Annotated in this window: 17 protein-coding genes; 5 read left to right on the forward strand and 12 right to left on the reverse strand. The window is 62.3% G+C overall.

The window, feature by feature from the left end:
- Positions 1-24 precede the first annotated feature (24 nt).
- A complete protein-coding gene (locus tag AC1DUR_RS22150) occupies positions 25-624 on the forward strand; it encodes a malonic semialdehyde reductase (RefSeq protein WP_477718199.1) in 600 nt (199 codons plus the stop codon).
- 136 nt (positions 625-760) lie between these two features.
- Positions 761-1,744: a Bug family tripartite tricarboxylate transporter substrate binding protein gene (locus AC1DUR_RS22155; protein ID WP_477718198.1), complete on the forward strand. Its 984-nt coding sequence runs from the start codon at positions 761-763 to the stop codon at positions 1,742-1,744.
- 179 nt (positions 1,745-1,923) lie between these two features.
- Here the strand turns inward: AC1DUR_RS22155 and AC1DUR_RS22160 are convergent, their stop codons facing one another.
- From AC1DUR_RS22160 to mltG, 6 genes are all read right to left on the reverse strand, one after another.
- The gene (locus AC1DUR_RS22160) at positions 1,924-2,595 is read right to left on the reverse strand and encodes an ankyrin repeat domain-containing protein (RefSeq protein ID WP_477718197.1); all 672 of its coding nucleotides are present in this window, start codon (positions 2,593-2,595) and stop codon (positions 1,924-1,926) included.
- Positions 2,592-3,389 carry a TatD family hydrolase gene (locus AC1DUR_RS22165; protein WP_477718196.1) on the reverse strand — a complete coding sequence of 266 codons (798 nt, stop codon included), beginning with the start codon at positions 3,387-3,389 and terminating at the stop codon, positions 2,592-2,594. Before AC1DUR_RS22165 ends, AC1DUR_RS22160 begins: the two co-directional genes overlap by 4 nt.
- 138 nt (positions 3,390-3,527) lie before the next feature.
- Entirely contained in the window at positions 3,528-3,908 is a 381-nt protein-coding gene (locus tag AC1DUR_RS22170; protein ID WP_477718195.1) for a PilZ domain-containing protein, read from the reverse strand.
- A gap of 125 nt (positions 3,909-4,033) precedes the next feature.
- Positions 4,034-5,194 carry a DNA polymerase III subunit delta' gene (locus AC1DUR_RS22175; RefSeq protein ID WP_477718194.1) on the reverse strand — a complete coding sequence of 387 codons (1,161 nt, stop codon included), beginning with the start codon at positions 5,192-5,194 and terminating at the stop codon, positions 4,034-4,036.
- A complete protein-coding gene (tmk, locus tag AC1DUR_RS22180; protein WP_477718193.1) occupies positions 5,191-5,868 on the reverse strand; it encodes a dTMP kinase in 678 nt (225 codons plus the stop codon). Before tmk ends, AC1DUR_RS22175 begins: the two co-directional genes overlap by 4 nt.
- Before the next feature lie 2 nt (positions 5,869-5,870).
- Positions 5,871-6,878, reverse strand: coding sequence for an endolytic transglycosylase MltG (gene mltG, locus AC1DUR_RS22185; RefSeq protein ID WP_477718192.1), 1,008 nt, complete (start codon positions 6,876-6,878; stop codon positions 5,871-5,873).
- 86 nt (positions 6,879-6,964) lie between these two features.
- Here mltG and ygfZ point away from each other — a divergent pair, with 86 nt between their 5' ends.
- On the forward strand, positions 6,965-7,918 hold the full coding sequence (gene ygfZ / locus AC1DUR_RS22190) for a CAF17-like 4Fe-4S cluster assembly/insertion protein YgfZ (protein ID WP_477718191.1): 954 nt from the start codon (positions 6,965-6,967) through the stop codon (positions 7,916-7,918).
- A gap of 41 nt (positions 7,919-7,959) precedes the next feature.
- Positions 7,960-8,883 (forward strand): NRDE family protein, encoded by a 924-nt coding sequence (locus AC1DUR_RS22195; RefSeq protein WP_477718190.1) that lies wholly within the window; start codon positions 7,960-7,962, stop codon positions 8,881-8,883.
- A 36-nt stretch (positions 8,884-8,919) separates the two neighbouring features.
- Here the strand turns inward: AC1DUR_RS22195 and AC1DUR_RS22200 are convergent, their stop codons facing one another.
- From AC1DUR_RS22200 to AC1DUR_RS22215, 4 genes are all read right to left on the reverse strand, one after another.
- Complete coding sequence (locus AC1DUR_RS22200; RefSeq protein ID WP_477718189.1) at positions 8,920-9,114, reverse strand: hypothetical protein; 195 nt, start codon at positions 9,112-9,114, stop codon at positions 8,920-8,922.
- A gap of 158 nt (positions 9,115-9,272) precedes the next feature.
- Positions 9,273-10,130 carry a YbgC/FadM family acyl-CoA thioesterase gene (locus AC1DUR_RS22205; RefSeq protein WP_477718188.1) on the reverse strand — a complete coding sequence of 286 codons (858 nt, stop codon included), beginning with the start codon at positions 10,128-10,130 and terminating at the stop codon, positions 9,273-9,275.
- Positions 10,131-10,156: 26 nt separating this feature from the next.
- Positions 10,157-11,119, reverse strand: coding sequence for an alpha/beta hydrolase (locus AC1DUR_RS22210; protein ID WP_477718187.1), 963 nt, complete (start codon positions 11,117-11,119; stop codon positions 10,157-10,159).
- Positions 11,119-11,985: a 2-keto-4-pentenoate hydratase gene (locus tag AC1DUR_RS22215; protein WP_477718186.1), complete on the reverse strand. Its 867-nt coding sequence runs from the start codon at positions 11,983-11,985 to the stop codon at positions 11,119-11,121. The genes AC1DUR_RS22210 and AC1DUR_RS22215 overlap by 1 nt, the downstream gene beginning before the upstream one ends.
- 96 nt (positions 11,986-12,081) lie before the next feature.
- Between AC1DUR_RS22215 and AC1DUR_RS22220 the strand changes: the two genes are divergently transcribed.
- Positions 12,082-13,218 (forward strand): iron-containing alcohol dehydrogenase, encoded by a 1,137-nt coding sequence (locus tag AC1DUR_RS22220; protein WP_477718185.1) that lies wholly within the window; start codon positions 12,082-12,084, stop codon positions 13,216-13,218.
- Positions 13,219-13,286: 68 nt separating this feature from the next.
- Here the strand turns inward: AC1DUR_RS22220 and argE are convergent, their stop codons facing one another.
- Entirely contained in the window at positions 13,287-14,504 is a 1,218-nt protein-coding gene (gene argE, locus AC1DUR_RS22225) for an acetylornithine deacetylase (RefSeq protein WP_477718184.1), read from the reverse strand.
- 215 nt (positions 14,505-14,719) lie between these two features.
- Positions 14,720-15,856, reverse strand: coding sequence for a phospholipase (locus tag AC1DUR_RS22230; RefSeq protein WP_477718183.1), 1,137 nt, complete (start codon positions 15,854-15,856; stop codon positions 14,720-14,722).
- Between the last annotated feature and the right edge of the window lie 56 nt (positions 15,857-15,912).

Here is a 15,912-nt window from a genome sequence, read left to right on the forward strand (position 1 = left end):
CGCAGGATGACCATGAGCGCCACCATGAGTACTGAGCATGAGGCCCTGGACGAGGCGGCCATTGCCCGCCTTTTCACCGAGGCTCGTACCCACGGCCAGTTCGATCCGAGGCCCCTGCCCGTCGCGCTGCTGCAGCGGCTGTACGAATTGGCCAGTCTGGGGCCGACGTCCATGAACTGCCAGCCCGCGCGGTTTGTGTTCGTGACCAGCGAGGCCGGGCGCAAACACCTGCTGCCCCATGTGGCAGCCGGCAATCAGGCGAAGGTGCGTTCGGCGCCGGTGACCGTGATCGTGGCGCGCGACACCCGCTTCTACGAGTGGATGCCCGCGCTCTGGCACGCACCCGAAGCCCGGGAGAACTTCGAGCGCCAGCCCTCGCTAGCGCAGGCGACGTCCGTGCGCAATGCCACCTTGACCGGCGCCTATCTCATCGTCGCGGCCCGTGCGATGGGGCTGGCCTGCGGCCCCATGAGCGGCTTTGACGCCGAGGGGGTCAACCGCAGCTTTTTCAGCGATGGGCGCTGGCAGGTCGACTTCCTGATCAACCTGGGCTACCCCGCCGGACCACCCGGCCGTCCGCGAGGAAGCAGGCTCGGTTTTTCACAGGCCTGCGTGATCGCGTAACGCTGCAATGCAGTCCGCGATCTCAAGTCTCGAAAGGGGTATGCCATCGGTTCATTCAACACGATGCGAGTTCAGCTGTAGTTCAACCAAACCTGTTATTGATAAGCGGGCTTCGGTCCACGAGAGGAGACATCACATGCATAACATGCATCACATACACACGGGAATCAAGTTCTTTCTGGGTCTTTTCATGGGACTCTTGTGTGGTCTTGCGGGGGCCCAGAATCCGGATTGGCCGACCAAGCCCATCAAGATCGTGGTCGGGTTTGCCGCCGGCACACCGCCGGACATCTTCGCCCGCCTGTATGGCGACTACGCGTCCAAGAGGCTGGGCGTGCCGGTGGTGATCGACAACAAGCCGGGCGCTGCGGGCAACCTCGCCTCCGACACGGTGGCGAAGGCTGCGCCCGACGGCTACACATTCCTGTATAACCTGTCCACCGCCTTCACCATCAACCCATTCATCTACAGCAAGCTGCCGTTTGATCCCCAGAAGGACCTGGTGCCGGTGGCCACCACCATGCGCCAGGGCCTGGTGCTGATCGCCAAGCCGGGCATAGGTGTCAAGTCGGCCAAGGATCTGGTGGCCACTGCCAAGGCCAAGCCCAACACCATTTCGCACGCGTCCTATGGCGCCGGCAGCCCGTCGCACCTCATCGTTGAGTGGCTGAAGGAAGAAACCGGCATCGAGATGGTCCATGTGCCCTACCGGAGCAGCCCGGTGCCCGATGTGATGGGCGGCCAGATCGACACGGTGATGGAGCCCATCGCCACCGCCTTCCCGCTGATCAGCGGCGGCAAGGTGCAGGCGCTGGCCTACTCGGGTCCCAGCCGTTTCGCCACCTTGCCGGACGTGCCCACGCTGTCCGAGCTGGTGCCCGGCCTCACGATGATGTCCTGGCATGGCATCTGGGCGTCTGCGGCGACCCCGACCGCCATCGTCGACCGCGTCAATGCGGTGTTCGTCGAGGGCAGCAAGGATCCGAACATGCAAAAGCGCATCCGGGAGCTGAACAGTGAGCCCCTGGGCGTGACACGGGCAGAGATGGCTTCACTCGTGCGCCGTGATGCGGACATCTACAGCCGCATCGTCAAGTCCAAGAATATCCGGGTCGATTGACCTCACTGCTGGTTGTCGTTCATGCCGCGAACGCACCACGGGCGCACCACCATGAGGCGCATAAATCCCCAGCAAGCGTTTGCAGCACATTGTTGCCCAGGAGCTGCAAGGGGACTGACTAGCCGTCCCCCGGTACCAGCGCCCGGCGGATCGCATGAGCATGGAGCAAACCAAGCGCTTCACCATTGGCCGGCAGGCCGCTTGCCACGTATGGCCGCTGCGATGGCATCGGCTGAATCCGCCCGGTTGCCGCGTTGGGCGAACTGCAGTGCGGTCAGGCCTTGCTGGTTTTTGAGTTGCGGGTCGGCACCTTCCTGCAGCAACAGCTTGACGGCCGCGGGCGTCCCGTACATGGCGGCCATCATCAGGGGCGTGCTGCCGTTGGGTGATTCGGCATCGATGTAGGCGCTGTTCTCAAGCAGCAGGCTGATGATGGCCAGGTGCCCGCTGCTGGCGGCGTAATGCAAGGGCGTCCAGCCGGTCTTGTTGATGTCGGCGCCCTTTTTGATCATCCTGGCAGCCAGATCCTGTTGGCCTTTGAGCGCTGCCATCATGAGCGGACTTTCGTCCTTGGCGTTCAGGACGTTGACATTGGTCTTGGGCCAGTCAATCAATACCTGTGCGGCTTTGGGCGAAGGTTCGCGAAGCGCGAGGTATAGGCCGTGCAGTCCTTTGGGGTCAATGGTATTGGCGTCAAAACCGCGCGCCAGGAGCTCCTTGATCTTGCCGGAATCATCTTGTTTGATAGCGACGAAAAAATCATCGTACGATCCGGCGAAGGCAATATTAAATCCAATAAAAACAAGTAGGTATATTGCTTTTTTAATGTAATTTATGAGGTATTTTTTCATGCAACCACCCCGGTAAAGAGTTGCTCAAAGTTATGGCTGGTGGCTTCGGCAATGGCCTGCACCGGCTGCTGCTTCAGCTCGGCAATCTGCTGCGCCACAAACGGGACATAAGACGGGTTATTTGTTTTGCCGCGGTAAGGAACCGGTGCGAGGTAGGGGCTGTCGGTCTCGATCAACAGGCGGTCCAGCGGAACAAACTGGGCAACTTCGCGCAAATCGCCGGCATTCTTGAAGGTCAGGATCCCGGAGAACGAGATGTAGAACCCAAGATCGAGCGCTGCACGCGCCACCGCCCGGGTTTCCGTGAAGCAATGAAAAACGCCCGTGGCGCACCCTGCCTGCCCGGCCTGGCCGCCCTCTTCTTTCAGGATGGCTATCGTGTCGTCCGAGGCGCTGCGGGTATGAATGACCAGCGGTTTGCCGGTCTGCCGCGCCGCGCGGATGTGTACCCGAAAGCGCTCGCGCTGCCATTCCATATCGGCCACGGTGCGGTCCCCCAGCCGGTAATAGTCGAGGCCGGTTTCGCCGATGCCCACCACCTTGGGCAGGGCTGCGCGCTCGAGCAGGTCATCAAGGCTGGGTTCACGCACATCTTCGTTGTCGGGGTGCACGCCCACGGTGGCCCAAAAATTGTCATAGCGGGTGGCCAGCCCATGGACGGTATCGAACTCTTCCAGCGTGGTGCAAATGCACAGCGCCCGGTCGACCCGGGCGTCCTGCATAGCCTGGCGAATCTGCGGCAACTGCGCCTGGAGCTCTGGAAAGCTCAGGTGGCAATGAGAATCTGTGAACATTCAGAAAAACCGTTTGATGAAGAGAACCACCTGAAGCGCCAGCAAAACGGGCGCAGGTAGCTATTAAAACTATTAAAAATATGGCGGGCCGCAAGACCCCTGCTGGTTTGGAGGTTGAAAACCCCGACTGGCAGGCGTTTAAATGGTCTGTGTCGGCCTGTCCGAGGCGAGATGGGCGCCCAGGATTTCTTCAATCTTGATCTTGAGCAGGCGCGATTTCTCGTCAGAGGGAAAGCGCACGCCCACGCCCTGGGTGCGGTTGCCCGCCGCGCGCGCCGGCGTGACCCAGGCCACCTTGCCGGCCACTGGATAGCGCTGGATATCTTCCGGAAGCGTCAGCAGCACATAGACATCATCACCCAGCTTGTACTCGCGCGCCGTGGGAATGAACACGCCACCCTCCTTGAACAGCGGAATGTACGCGGCATAAAGTGCCGCCTTTTCCTTGATGGCCAACTGAACGACACTGGGGCGGGCCGTGGCTGCTGCAGGCGAACTGGCGGAGGGTGTTGTACTCATGGCGTTAGTGTAGTGTTGCCCGCTTGCAGGCACAAATAAAACCAGTGACCTGTTGTTCAAGGCCCCCGCCTGGTGGGGCGAGCAGGAGGCCAGTTGCCGTTGCCACCTTTGCCGCCCGGCCTGGACTATTTTGAGTTGAGCGCCAGTTGGGCCCGGCTGGCCAGCGACTCCAGCATCAATCCCGGGTTGTAGGGATGCTCCACGGTCCGTGCTGTGACGGCCAGTTCCCTGGACCAGCTGGCCAGTGCATAAAGACCCGGCCCGGGTGCGGGGGTGCTGCCCGGTTTGCCGGCAACCGGCTCCGGCAGGTCTTCGGTACTGAAAAATCGCGGAGCTGCGCCCATCCGGACAGCCAGAACGTCATGGCAGAGCTTCTGCAAGGCATCGACGACCTGAGCCGGCGACCAGTTCGCCAGCGCGCTGACATCACCGCGAGCCATTGCCCTGGGCAGGCTTTGCCAATGCCGGGCCGCCTCGCTTGGGGCGCCATTCTGCGCCCAGGCCAGGGCATCGGCGGGACGCCCCCCGGCCGCCACCAGCAATGTTTGCAGATCGGCGGCGTCTGGAGACGCGGCCGGCCGGGCCCCTTTCCTGGTACTGCCCTCGCCTTCGCCCGGGCTGGCAGCCTCTTGCTGGAGCCAGGCAGAGGCCTGCGCAAAATCCGGCCAAAGCATGCTGTGGCCGAGGCAGCGGCTGCGGATGGTGGGCAACAACTGGTGGGCCGCATCGGTTGCAAGAATGAATTTGACGGGCCCGGGCGGCTCTTCCAGCGTTTTGAGCAGGGTGTTGGCCGTGATGTGGTTCATGCGCTCGGCCGGAAATACCAGCACGACTTTGGTCGTGCCGCGCGAACGCGTGAACTGGGTGAAAGACACAGCCTCCCGCGCCGCATCCACCTTGATTTCCTTGCTGGGCTTGCGTTTCTTGCTGTCCAGCTCGTCCTGTGTTTTTTCGTCCAGTGGCCAGCCCAAGGCCAGCGACAGGGTTTCAGGCACCAGCAGGCAGAGGTCCGCGTGGGTATGCACGTCCACCGCGTGGCAGCTACCGCAATGACCGCAAGCGCCCTGTGGAGTGGGTTGTTCGCACAACCAGGCGCGGGCCAGTGCCTGCGCCAGCTCAAACTGGCCCAGCCCTGAGGGGCCGCTGAGCAGCCAGGCGTGGCCGCGCTGGGCCAGCAGGCTCTCCAGCTGGGTCTGCAGCCAGGGCGCCAGAGGTACTTTTTTGACCACGGTATTTACGGTATTGCCGGTATTTGCCTCACTGATGGCGTCACTGGCATCACTCATGCCAGCCATCCTTTGGCAACAAAGACCTGCCGCACCGCCTGCCAGACCACCTCGCGCGGTTGCGAGGCATTTATCCGGGCAAAGCGCTCCGGATGACCTTGCTGGCGGTCGGCATAGCCTTTCGCCACGCGACGGAAAAACTCCAGCGGTTGGGCTTCAAACTTGTCGGGCACGCGTGCGCTTTGCAGCCGCAGGGCGGCTTCTTCGGGCGGCAGGTCAAACCAGACCGTGAGGTGAGGTTCGATGACTGTCTCGACTTCAGGCTTCATGGGAAAGTTGCCGGCCGGATCGCCCAGCAGCCCTTCGTCGGACTGCACCCACTGCTCCAGCGTGGCCAGCACAGCCAGGTCAAAACCACGTCCGGCCCCCTGGTAGGCAAAGGTGGCATCGGTGAAGCGGTCGCACAGCACAACGTCGCCGCGCACCAGCGCCGGCGCGATCACGCGCACGAGGTGGTCGCGCCGGGCCGCAAAAATCAGCAGCGCCTCGGTCAGCGAATCCATGGCATCGTTCAATACCAGGTCGCGCAGCTTTTCGGCCAAGGGGGTACCCCCGGGTTCACGCGTCAAGGTCACGGCCCGACCCTGCGCCCTGAAGGCGTCAGCCAGTCCTGCAATATGCGTGGACTTGCCCGCACCGTCTATGCCTTCAAAGCTGATGAACAGGCCATGCATGTTTATTGACCCCGTATATATTTATTGACGGCACGGTTGTGCTCGTCCAGGCTGGCGCTGAATTGGCTGCTGCCGTCGCCCCGGGCAACAAAATAAATCGCCTGGGTCGCCGCCGGGTGCACTGCGGCCATTAAAGCGGCTTTGCCGGGCATGGCGATCGGCGTGGGGGGCAAGCCAGCCCGGGTATAGGTGTTGTAAGGGCTATCCGTCAGCAGGTCGCGCTTGCGCAGGTTGCCGTCAAATTGCGGGCCCAGGCCATAAATCACGGTGGGGTCTGTCTGCAGCATCATGCCAAGGCGCAGGCGATTGGTGAAGACGCCGCCAATCTGGGGACGATCGGAAGGTTTGCCGGTTTCTTTCTCCACAATGCTTGCCAGGATCAGGGCCTCCGCCGGTGTTTTGAGTGGCGTGTCCGGATTGCGTTGGGCCCAGGCGGCTTCCAGCCGCTTGTCCATCGCGCGGGCGGCGCGCTTAAGCACGGACAGGTCGCTGGCCCCCTTGGCGTAGGTATAGGTGTCCGGAAAAAACCGGCCTTCCGGGTGCAGGCCCGGCCGGCCCAGTTGTTCCATGATGGCTTCCGGGCCCACCCCGAGCGTATCGGGCGCCAGACTCTCTGCTTTTTGCAGCGCTGTACGGACCTGGGCGAAAGTCCAGCCCTCAACCAGCGTGACGCTTTTGAGCGTTTCCTCGCCGCGCACCAGCATGCTCAGCAATCGGCGAGGTGTGGTACCCGGCACCAGCTCATAGCTGCCGGCCTTGATCTGCCGGGCCTGCCCCGAGAAACGGAACCACGCATGCAGCAGCACCACAGGCACCTGGGCGCCGCTGTCCGCTACCACCTGCGCAACACCACTGGCGGGTGTGCCCGGCTCGATTTCGAGGTCCAGCACCTGGGTGCCGGGGACAAGCCGCAACGGAATCGGTTCATGCAGCCACCACAAAGCCGCACCAAACAACAGCAGGGCGCCGGCAAATACCAAAATCAGCAAACTTGTAAAGACACGACGCACAACCCGGCTACCTTTTCCACACTGGAACCCAAGAACACAGGGCTATGATAATTCAGGCCATCCCCACAACCACTCCAACAGCCCCCATGACCCTGTCTACAACTGCCACCGAAATTTCCATGTCCGTCTCAGGAGTGGCCGACCTGACGCACCTGGGCGTGATTCGTGTGGCTGGCGAAGATACTGTGAAGTTCCTGCAGGGCCAAGTGACTCAGGACGTGGCCCTATTGAGCCTCTCAGAGGCCCGACTGGGCGCCTTTTGCAATGCGAAAGGCCGCATGCAGGCCAGCTTTGTGATTTTCAAGCGCAGCCCCGAGGAGGTCCTGCTGGTGTGCAGCCGCGACATTTTGCCGGCCACACTCAAGCGCCTGTCGATGTTCGTCCTGCGCGCCAAGGCCAGGCTTAGCGATGCCACCGCCGAGTTCACCTTGTACGGCGTGGCGGGAAATGCCATTGAATTGATCGTTGGTGGCAACCGCCCTGTCTGGACAAAGTCCGACATTGGCGATGCCAGCCTGGTGTTTTTACACCCCGGTGCCGGCCAGCCGCGCGCGCTCTGGTGCGCACCCGCCGGCTCGCCCCGCCCCGAGGGCTCGTCCCTGGACATTGCACGCTGGAACTGGCTGGAGGTGCAATCCGGTATTGCCATGATCACCCAGCCGATTTTTGAGGCCTTTGTACCGCAAATGCTCAACTACGAATCCGTGGGCGGCGTGAACTTCAAGAAAGGCTGCTACCCCGGGCAGGAGATCGTGGCACGCAGCCAGTTTCGCGGCACGCTGAAAAGGCGGGCCTACCTGGCACATACCACCGGCGTACCGGCAGTCGGACAAGAGGTGTTTCACGCCTCGGACGCCGAGCAACCCTGCGGTCTGGTGGCCGCCTCCGCAGCCAACCCCTCGGGAGGTTTTGATGCCATTGTGTCTATGCAGACGTCAGCCGCCGCCGATGCGGGTGAGGGGCGCCTCACGCTGGGAAGTGCCGCGGGTGCGCCGCTGGCACTGCTGCCACTGCCCTACCCGCTGCTCGAAGATATCTGAATTGTTCCTCGCGATTCGCCAGGAAATTTAAAGGTTTTACCGTGTGCCTGATCGCATTTGCCATCAACGCCTCTGCCCGCTGGCCGCTGGTGATCGCTGCCAACCGCGATGAGTATCTGGACCGTCCGAGCCTGCCGCTGGCCCGCTGGACAAATGCTTCCGGACAGGAAATCATTTCGGGCCGCGACCTGCATGCCGGTGGAACCTGGCTGGGCATGACATCCGGCGGGCGGATGGCGTTTCTGACCAATGTACGCGAAGGTCGTCCGCAAGCCGCACCGCGCTCCAGGGGTGAGCTGGTGATGCGCTGGCTGGAAACGGACTGCGAGGCCGGCGACTTTATCAATGAGTTGGAAAAAGACGGTGCAGCCTACGGCGGATTCAATCTTGTGCTGGGTGATTTTCAGCGGGATGCGTGGACCTGGGTGACCAACAAGACAGCCGCGTTCCGGGCCATGGCCAATTCGCGCTGGCATGCCCAGCCGCTGCAAGCGGGCGTTTATGGACTCTCGAATGCGGCACTGGACACGCCATGGCCAAAAACCATAGAGCTGAAGCAGACCCTGGCCACGGCCCTGGCGGCCAGCTCCGATGCGCATCAGCCGGAGGCACTGCTGGCGCCACTGTGGGCGGCCCTGGACAATCGCCAGCGCGCCCCTCTTGCCAGCCTTCCTGCAACCGGCGTGCCGTTGCTCATTGAGGAGGCCTTGTCCAGCGCCTTTGTGGATTTTCCCGAAAACGCTTATGGCACACGCTCCAGCACGGTGTTGCTCGCCAGCGCCGCTGGCCATGGCCATGGCCATGGCAAAGGCAAAGGCAAAGGCGAAAGGCGCTGGGATCTGCAGGTGGAGGAACGAACGCATGCCCGGGCAGACGCGCAAGCCACGACCAATGCGTCCAGGCACCCCGCCGGCCATTCGCTGGCCAGCAGCTACCAGATGACCTGGTTGCAAGCGGGTGTTTAGAGCCTGGAGATTAGAGATGGGGTAGAGACGGGGAAATTAGAGACGGGGAAGATAGGCCGCGGGGATTCTTTGCCGGACCGCTTCCCTCGCATGGTTCGGTGCGGCCTCAAGGGCGGCCCGGTAAGACGCCAGAGCCCTGGCCTCTTCCTTTTTCTGCGCAGCGTAGAGATCGCCCAGCTTGAGCAGCCCGTCAATCAGCTGGTCGGGCCAACCCTGGTTTCGCAATTCCATGGCCTGGGGATGCGCCGGCTATCTTCCGTTTGTTCCTTGTCATGGGCAAGGCTGGTCGGAGCTGGTCGGAGTTGGTAGTTGTGGTCGAAGGCGGAAAACCATCCAGACAAAACGCTGCTGATTTGCTGGCGATTTGTGGATGATTTACCAGACCCGAATCAAAGCATCCTGACCATTTCAAGGTGTGCAATGCCCACCTCTTCGAAGGGCTCCCCACGCGGCGCAAAGCCCAGGCGCCGGTAAAAACCTTCGGCACTGCGCTGGGCGTGCAGCACGATTTCGGTATCACCCCGGCTTTTGGCGGCGTCCATCAGTGCGCGAAGAATCTCTTGCCCAATATGCGAACCCCGCAGCACCCGGTGAACCGCCATGCGGCCTATCTTGCCCACGCCGTTCGCATGCCTGATCAGCCGCCCCGTGGCGACGCCCTGCCCCATTGCGTTGTAGGCCACCGCGTGCACGGCTGTGCCGTCGGCCTCGTCCCATTCCATCTCCGGCGCAATGCCCTGCTCCTGCACAAACACGGCGGTTCGCAGTTTGGCGGCGTCCGTGCCCAGGGCGGCCCAGTCGCCCACGCGGACGTCAATCATGGCCTCGCCAGCCTCAAAGCGGCTCAGCAAGGTGCGAAGTGCATCCGGTACCGGTTTGGATGTTTGCGATGCGGGGTCTGCAAACACATAAATCAGCTCGCTGGTGACGAGCAATTCGTCGCCCCGGAAAATCGCGCCGGAAAAAGTCATGGACGAATTGCCAACGCGCGCGCATTTGAGCGCCACTTCCAGCGTGTCGTCAAAGCGCGCCGACCCGTGGTATTCGACGCTGGATTTTTTGACATAGAGATCGCCGCCGAGCTGCTGCATGGCCTCTTCGTAAGGCAGGGCCAGCGCGCGCCAGTAGTCAGAAATCGCCGTATCGAAATACATCAGGTAATGCGCGTTGAACACGATTTTCTGCATGTCCACTTCCACCCAGCGCACACGCAGGCGGTGAAAGAAACGAAAGTCTTGACGTTTCATACTCGTTTCATGTCCAAAAATTCCGGTTAAGAAACCTGCCCAAAAGCACGCCGGATGGCCTGCGCCGCATCGGCATGCGCCTGCCGGGCCTCGGGAATGACTCGCCCCATCTTGATGAACTCATGCGTGACGCCGCGGTAGATCTCCAGGTCCACCGGCACGCCGGCCATGCGCAGCCTGTCGGCGTACATCACACCTTCATCGACCAGGGGGTCGCATTCGGCGAGCCCGACCCAGGCGGGCGCCACGCCATCCACGTCGGGGGTGTTCAACGGCGCAAAGCGCCAGTCGTCGCGGTCGGCGGGGCTTCGCACGTATTGGTTGAAAAACCAGGTGATATGGGGTTCTTCCAGCACAAAGCCTTGCGCAAACTTGTGGTGCGAGGGGGTGTCCTGATGGGCGGCGCAGCCCGGGTAAAACAGCAGCTGCAGGGCCAGAGGCAGACCCGCATCCCGCGCGAGCACCGCGCACATGGTGGCCAGGGTACCGCCGGCGCTGTCACCGCCTACCGCAATGCGCGAGTGGTCAATGCCTTTGCGGGCGCCATGGGTGGCAATCCAGTGGAATGCATCCCAGGCATCGTCGCTGGCAACCGGAAACCTGTGTTCCGGCGCCAGGCGGTAATCGACCGAAATCACCGCACAACCCGCAAGATGGCTGAGCTGGCGACACAGCACATCGTGCGTGGCAATCCCGCCGATGGTGAACCCACCGCCGTGAAAGTACACCAGCACCGGCAGCAGATCGCTGGAAGGCGCATACAGCCGCGCTGCAATCGTGTGGCCATCGCGGGCAGGCAACGTGAAATCCTCCACCCGCGTCAGCCGGGGTGCGGGAATCTCCAGCACATCGGCACCCGCGGCATAGGCCGCGCGCGCCTGCTGGGGCGTGAGCGTATGAAACGGCGGACGGTCGGCCTTAGCCATGCGGCGCAGCACGTCCCGCATGGCGGGCGTCAGCAGCGTGTGGGGGGCGCCCGAATTCCGCATTATTTGAAAGACACCCAGACAGGTTGCGCACCCGGCAAGCCCCGGTAAGTTACCGTGGCTTTCAGGCCCGGTTTAGGCGGCAGCAGCGGCGAAAACGAGCCCAGGCTGATCAGCTCGCCGGGCTTCATCGCCAGACCCTCTTTGGCCAGGGCGCCCGCAAGCCAGACCACGGCATTGAGCGGATGCTCCAGAACGTCTGCCCCGACGCCTTTGCCAAGCTCGGCGCCGTTATCGTCAGTCAGCACCACCGTCATGTCACGTAAGGCGTCCAGCATTGCATAACGCTCGGCGCGCGTCACCGGCACGGCAAGCGGTGTACCTGCCACGCCCAGCCGGGCCCCGACATTGATGGCGCTGATCGCAGGCCCATTCAGTTTGGGCGGCGCCTGGACCACCAGATCGGGCAATTCGATAAAAGGGATGACCTGGTCGATGGCCTGCAGCACATCCATGGGCGTCCTGGCCTGGTTAATGGCTGCACTTTTGACCCGCACCAGCATGTCCGCCTCAAACAGCGGGCGGGCGCCAAACGCAGCCTCCACCTGGGAGCCACTGGGCAACAGCATGCCCTGATACAGCTTGCCCCAGACGGGCTGGTCATGGTTGAAGCGTTTTTGCACCGCCGGATTCGTTAGACCGGCCTTGTAGCCAATGACCTTTCCGTAGCGTTTTTCAAGCAGCGCATTGAGCTTGGCGCGGCTGCATGCACCGTCGGCCTCATTCAGGCCCTCCGGGGTGGCGGCCGGGGTTTTCGCGGCGATTTTTTCCGCCATGTCGCCTACCTGGGCATCGCTCAGGCACTCGGCTCCGGCAGTAAGGCCGACGATCATCAGGGTGGCCGCGATCAGGGTTTGCTTGCAACTCATGTGTGCCTCCAGCCAGTAAAGTAGCGTTAATCAAGTAACGTTAAACCAGTTTGCAAAATCACACCCGCATCGTACAACGCAGAAAGACAGCAAAACATGGCCCTTATTTACTACGTTACCCAGATCCAGTTTGAATTTGGCGCGGTCAAACTGCTCAAGCAGGAGTGCGAGCGCGTGGGCATCACCCGGCCCTTGATCGTGACCGACCCGGGTGTCAAAGCGGCAGGTATTTTGCAAAAAGCGCTCGACGCCCTGCCCGGCATCGCGGTCACGGTATTCGACCAGACGCCCTCCAACCCCACCGAAGCGGCGGTGCGCGCGGCAGCCGCGCTCTACAAGGCCGGCGGCTGCGATGGCCTGATCGCCGTGGGCGGCGGCTCGGCCATTGACTGCGCCAAGGGCGTGGCCATTGCGGCCACACACGAGGGCCCCCTGACCACTTACGCCACCATCGAAGGCGGTTCCCCGAAGATTTCGGATCGCGTCGCTCCGCTGATCGCCGTGCCCACCACCAGCGGCACCGGCAGCGAGGTGGCACGCGGCGCGATCATCATCGTCGACGATCACCGCAAGCTCGGTTTTCACTCCTGGCACCTGGTGCCCAAGACGGCCATTTGCGACCCCGAACTCACGCTGGGCCTGCCGGCCATGCTGACCGCCGCCACCGGCATGGACGCGATTGCGCACTGCATGGAAACCTTTATGTCGCCAGCCTTCAATCCGCCGGCCGACGGCATCGGGCTGGACGGCCTGGAGCGGGGCTGGTCGCATATCGAGCGTGCCACGCGCGACGGCGGCGACCGCGAGGCGCGCCTGAACCTCATGAGCGCCTCCATGCAGGGCGCGATGGCTTTTCAGAAAGGCCTGGGCTGCGTCCATTCCCTCAGCCACAGCCTGGGCGGCGTCGACCCGCGGCTGCACCATGGCACGCTCAATGCCATGTTCCTGCCGGCGGTGGTGCGTTTCAATGCCAGTGCCGAGTCAGTCCAAAAAGAGCACCGGCTGGACCGCATGGCCCGTGCCATGGGCTTGCGATCCGGCGGTGACATTCCCGACGCGATCAAGGACATGAATGCCCGCCTCGGCCTGCCCACAGGCCTCGCCGCCATGGGCGTGCAGCGCGACTGGTTTGACCGCGTCATCGTGGGCGCGCTCGCCGATCACTGCCACAAGACAAACCCGCGCCTGGCAAGTGCCGAGGAATACAGGGAGATGCTGGAAACGTCGCTTTAGCGCATGACACCGGCACCACGGTCAGCGCCCTGCGGCCAGCACCTGCCAGCACCCGGATGAATGGCCGCTCAGACGGTCTTTCCGGGTGCCGAATCAGATTCCGATTCCGATTCAATCAGGCGCAGCATGAATGCTTCGCATTGCGCAATTTGTTCGAGGGTGGCAAATTCGTTCGGACGGTGGGCCTGCTCGATATTTCCGGGGCCGCAAATCACCGTGGGTATGCCGGCCTGCTGGAACAGCCCGCCCTCGGTGCCGTACGAGACTGCGCCATTCGGTTTGTTGCGTGCCAGGGAGGCTGCCAGCTTGACGATGGCTGCGCTTTCTTGCGTGCTCATGCCTGGCGCGGAAGCCAGCATGTCAAACTGGATGGCGGCATTCGGCTCGACCCGCTTCATTTCCGGCAACAGGGTCGCCGCGAAGTCCTGGATTTCCTGGTACAGCCGGTCCGCTGAGGCGCCCGGCATGGTACGCGCCTCAAACTGAAACTCGCAATCCCTGGGCACAATGTTCGATGCCAGCCCGCCTTTGATGGTGCCGGTCTGCAGCGTGGTGAACGGCACGGTGAACGAATAATCACGACTCTCGAGCTGGGCCAGCCGGTCCGCCATCTGGCGGATATAGACAATGATGCGGGCGGCATATTCAATCGAATTGACGCCCTGCGTGGTGTAGCTGGAGTGCGCTTCGCGGCCCGTGATGCAGCAGCGAAAGCGGTGCGTTCCCTTGTGCGCAATGATCGGCTGCATCAATGTGGGTTCACCGACGATGCAACCGGCGGTCTTCAGGCCCATCTCCGTCAAATCCTTGATCAGGCTGCGCACGCCAATACAGCCCACCTCCTCGTCATAAGACAGGGCCAGGTGCAGCGGCGCATCCGCCTTGGCGGCAAGGAATTTCGGCGCCACGACCAGCGCAGCGGCTATATAGCTTTTCATATCGGCGACGCCGCGGCCGAACAGCTTGTCGCCGATCAGCGTTGCCTGGAATGGATCAGTATCCCAGGCTTGGCCATCGACCGGCACCACGTCGGTATGCCCAGACAGCACCAGACCCGGCCGACTGCCCGCGCCCAGCGTAGCAAACAGATTGGCCTTCTTGCCGGTCGCATCGTAAGTCAGCCGTGACTTGACGCCCATCTGCGCAAGGTAATCGCGGGTCCACTCAATCAGCCCAAGATTCGAATCGCGCGACACGGTCGGAAATGCGATCAGGCGTTCAATCATGGCCATCAGTTCGGCAGATGGCTGTTTTTCACTGGTCGTCGTATCGGTTGGGGTGCTCATGATCGATTGCCTTCAATAGGAAACATGCTGGCGGACAACCCCTTGGGGAATGTTGGTCGGGGGTCAGGAGCCAAGAGTGTCAGCGCTGACGCGGACGGCCTCGGCGCCTGCCCCGCTACGGACATGATACCCACTGGGGCGGGAAATGCAGAATCCCGCTGGCAGCAATGGCGATGAACAGCTGAACCGGCTTGAATACAACAGGCCGACGAAAATTAAAGGCTGCTGACCAGTGTCATGTCCGGCCGCACCAGCCAGGCCTGCCACTCATCCGCCAGTTGCTGGCTCGCTGCAGTCGCCCTGCTCCACGCCTTCATCCTCGCCTGAAGATCGGCGCCATAGTGCAGGAAATCTGTCCGGTCGGGGAGTTTTCCGTTGGGCAGCGTTTTGATCCACTGCGGGTCGGGCGCAAGCAGCACCATGTTGTCAAGAAAATGCGTGGCTTTATGCCGCCACTTCAGGCCCTTGTCGAGCCAGCCCGGCACCACGGCTTTCTGGAAGTGGGGGTACAGCACCAGGCCGGTTTGTGCTGAGGGTTCAGAGCTGTTTTGCCCCTTGGCTCGTGTCTTATCTTCACCGCCTGCTATGAAATCAGAAGCATAGTTCAGGTGCAGATGGTAGTCCGTGATGCCGCCGTCCCAGTAGGCGCCAGGCGGCGCGCCGGGAATGTTGTGGACCGAATTGAGCATGAAGGGGATGGAGCAACTGGCCTGCAGCGCCGGATTGAAGTTCGCTTCATTGAGCGCTACCTGGCGTGTCCGGTAATCGCTGGTGGCAAATGGCAAGGGTGCTCCCTGGCTGGAAAACACCACCCGCTCCAGCCATGCGCCCATGGCCTTGCGATGCACGGTGTTGGTCACGAAGGCGCCCAGATAACCGAGCGGGGTGCGCAAATGGTGCTCACGCCCGAGCAGGTGGCGGCCGCGTGACGTCACGATGTGCAGCTTGTAGCGCGGGTGCTGCAGCACCTCCTGCAATCGGCCACCGTAGAAGTCCTCGAGGCTCTGGCTGAACTGCTCGCTGACAAGCTGCGCATTGGGTCGCTTCTGGCCCGGCTGCACCTCAAAGTGCTGCCGGATATAGCCACTCTCCAGGCGCTGGAAGGCTTGCACCGGATCATTCAGACATGCGGTCGCCATGCGCCACGCGCCTATCGAGGCACCCACCAGATGCACCGGCTGCGAGCTGGAGACCAGCCAGTCGCCAAAAATAAAACGGTCCAGCGGCCCGAGCACCAGGCCCTTTGGCCCGCCGGCCGCAGCAGGCACCACCCGCACGTCCTGCGGGCGCAGGCCGTGTTGCTCAATGTGCCGGCGAGCCTGCGGACCGGCGTAAAGGCGAAGGGCTCTCATGGGATGTCTTTGACGGGTATCACCGTTTTGTCATGCCGCCTACAGTGTGAGACATG

Source organism: Polaromonas sp. P4_F4 (genome assembly GCF_056401355.1).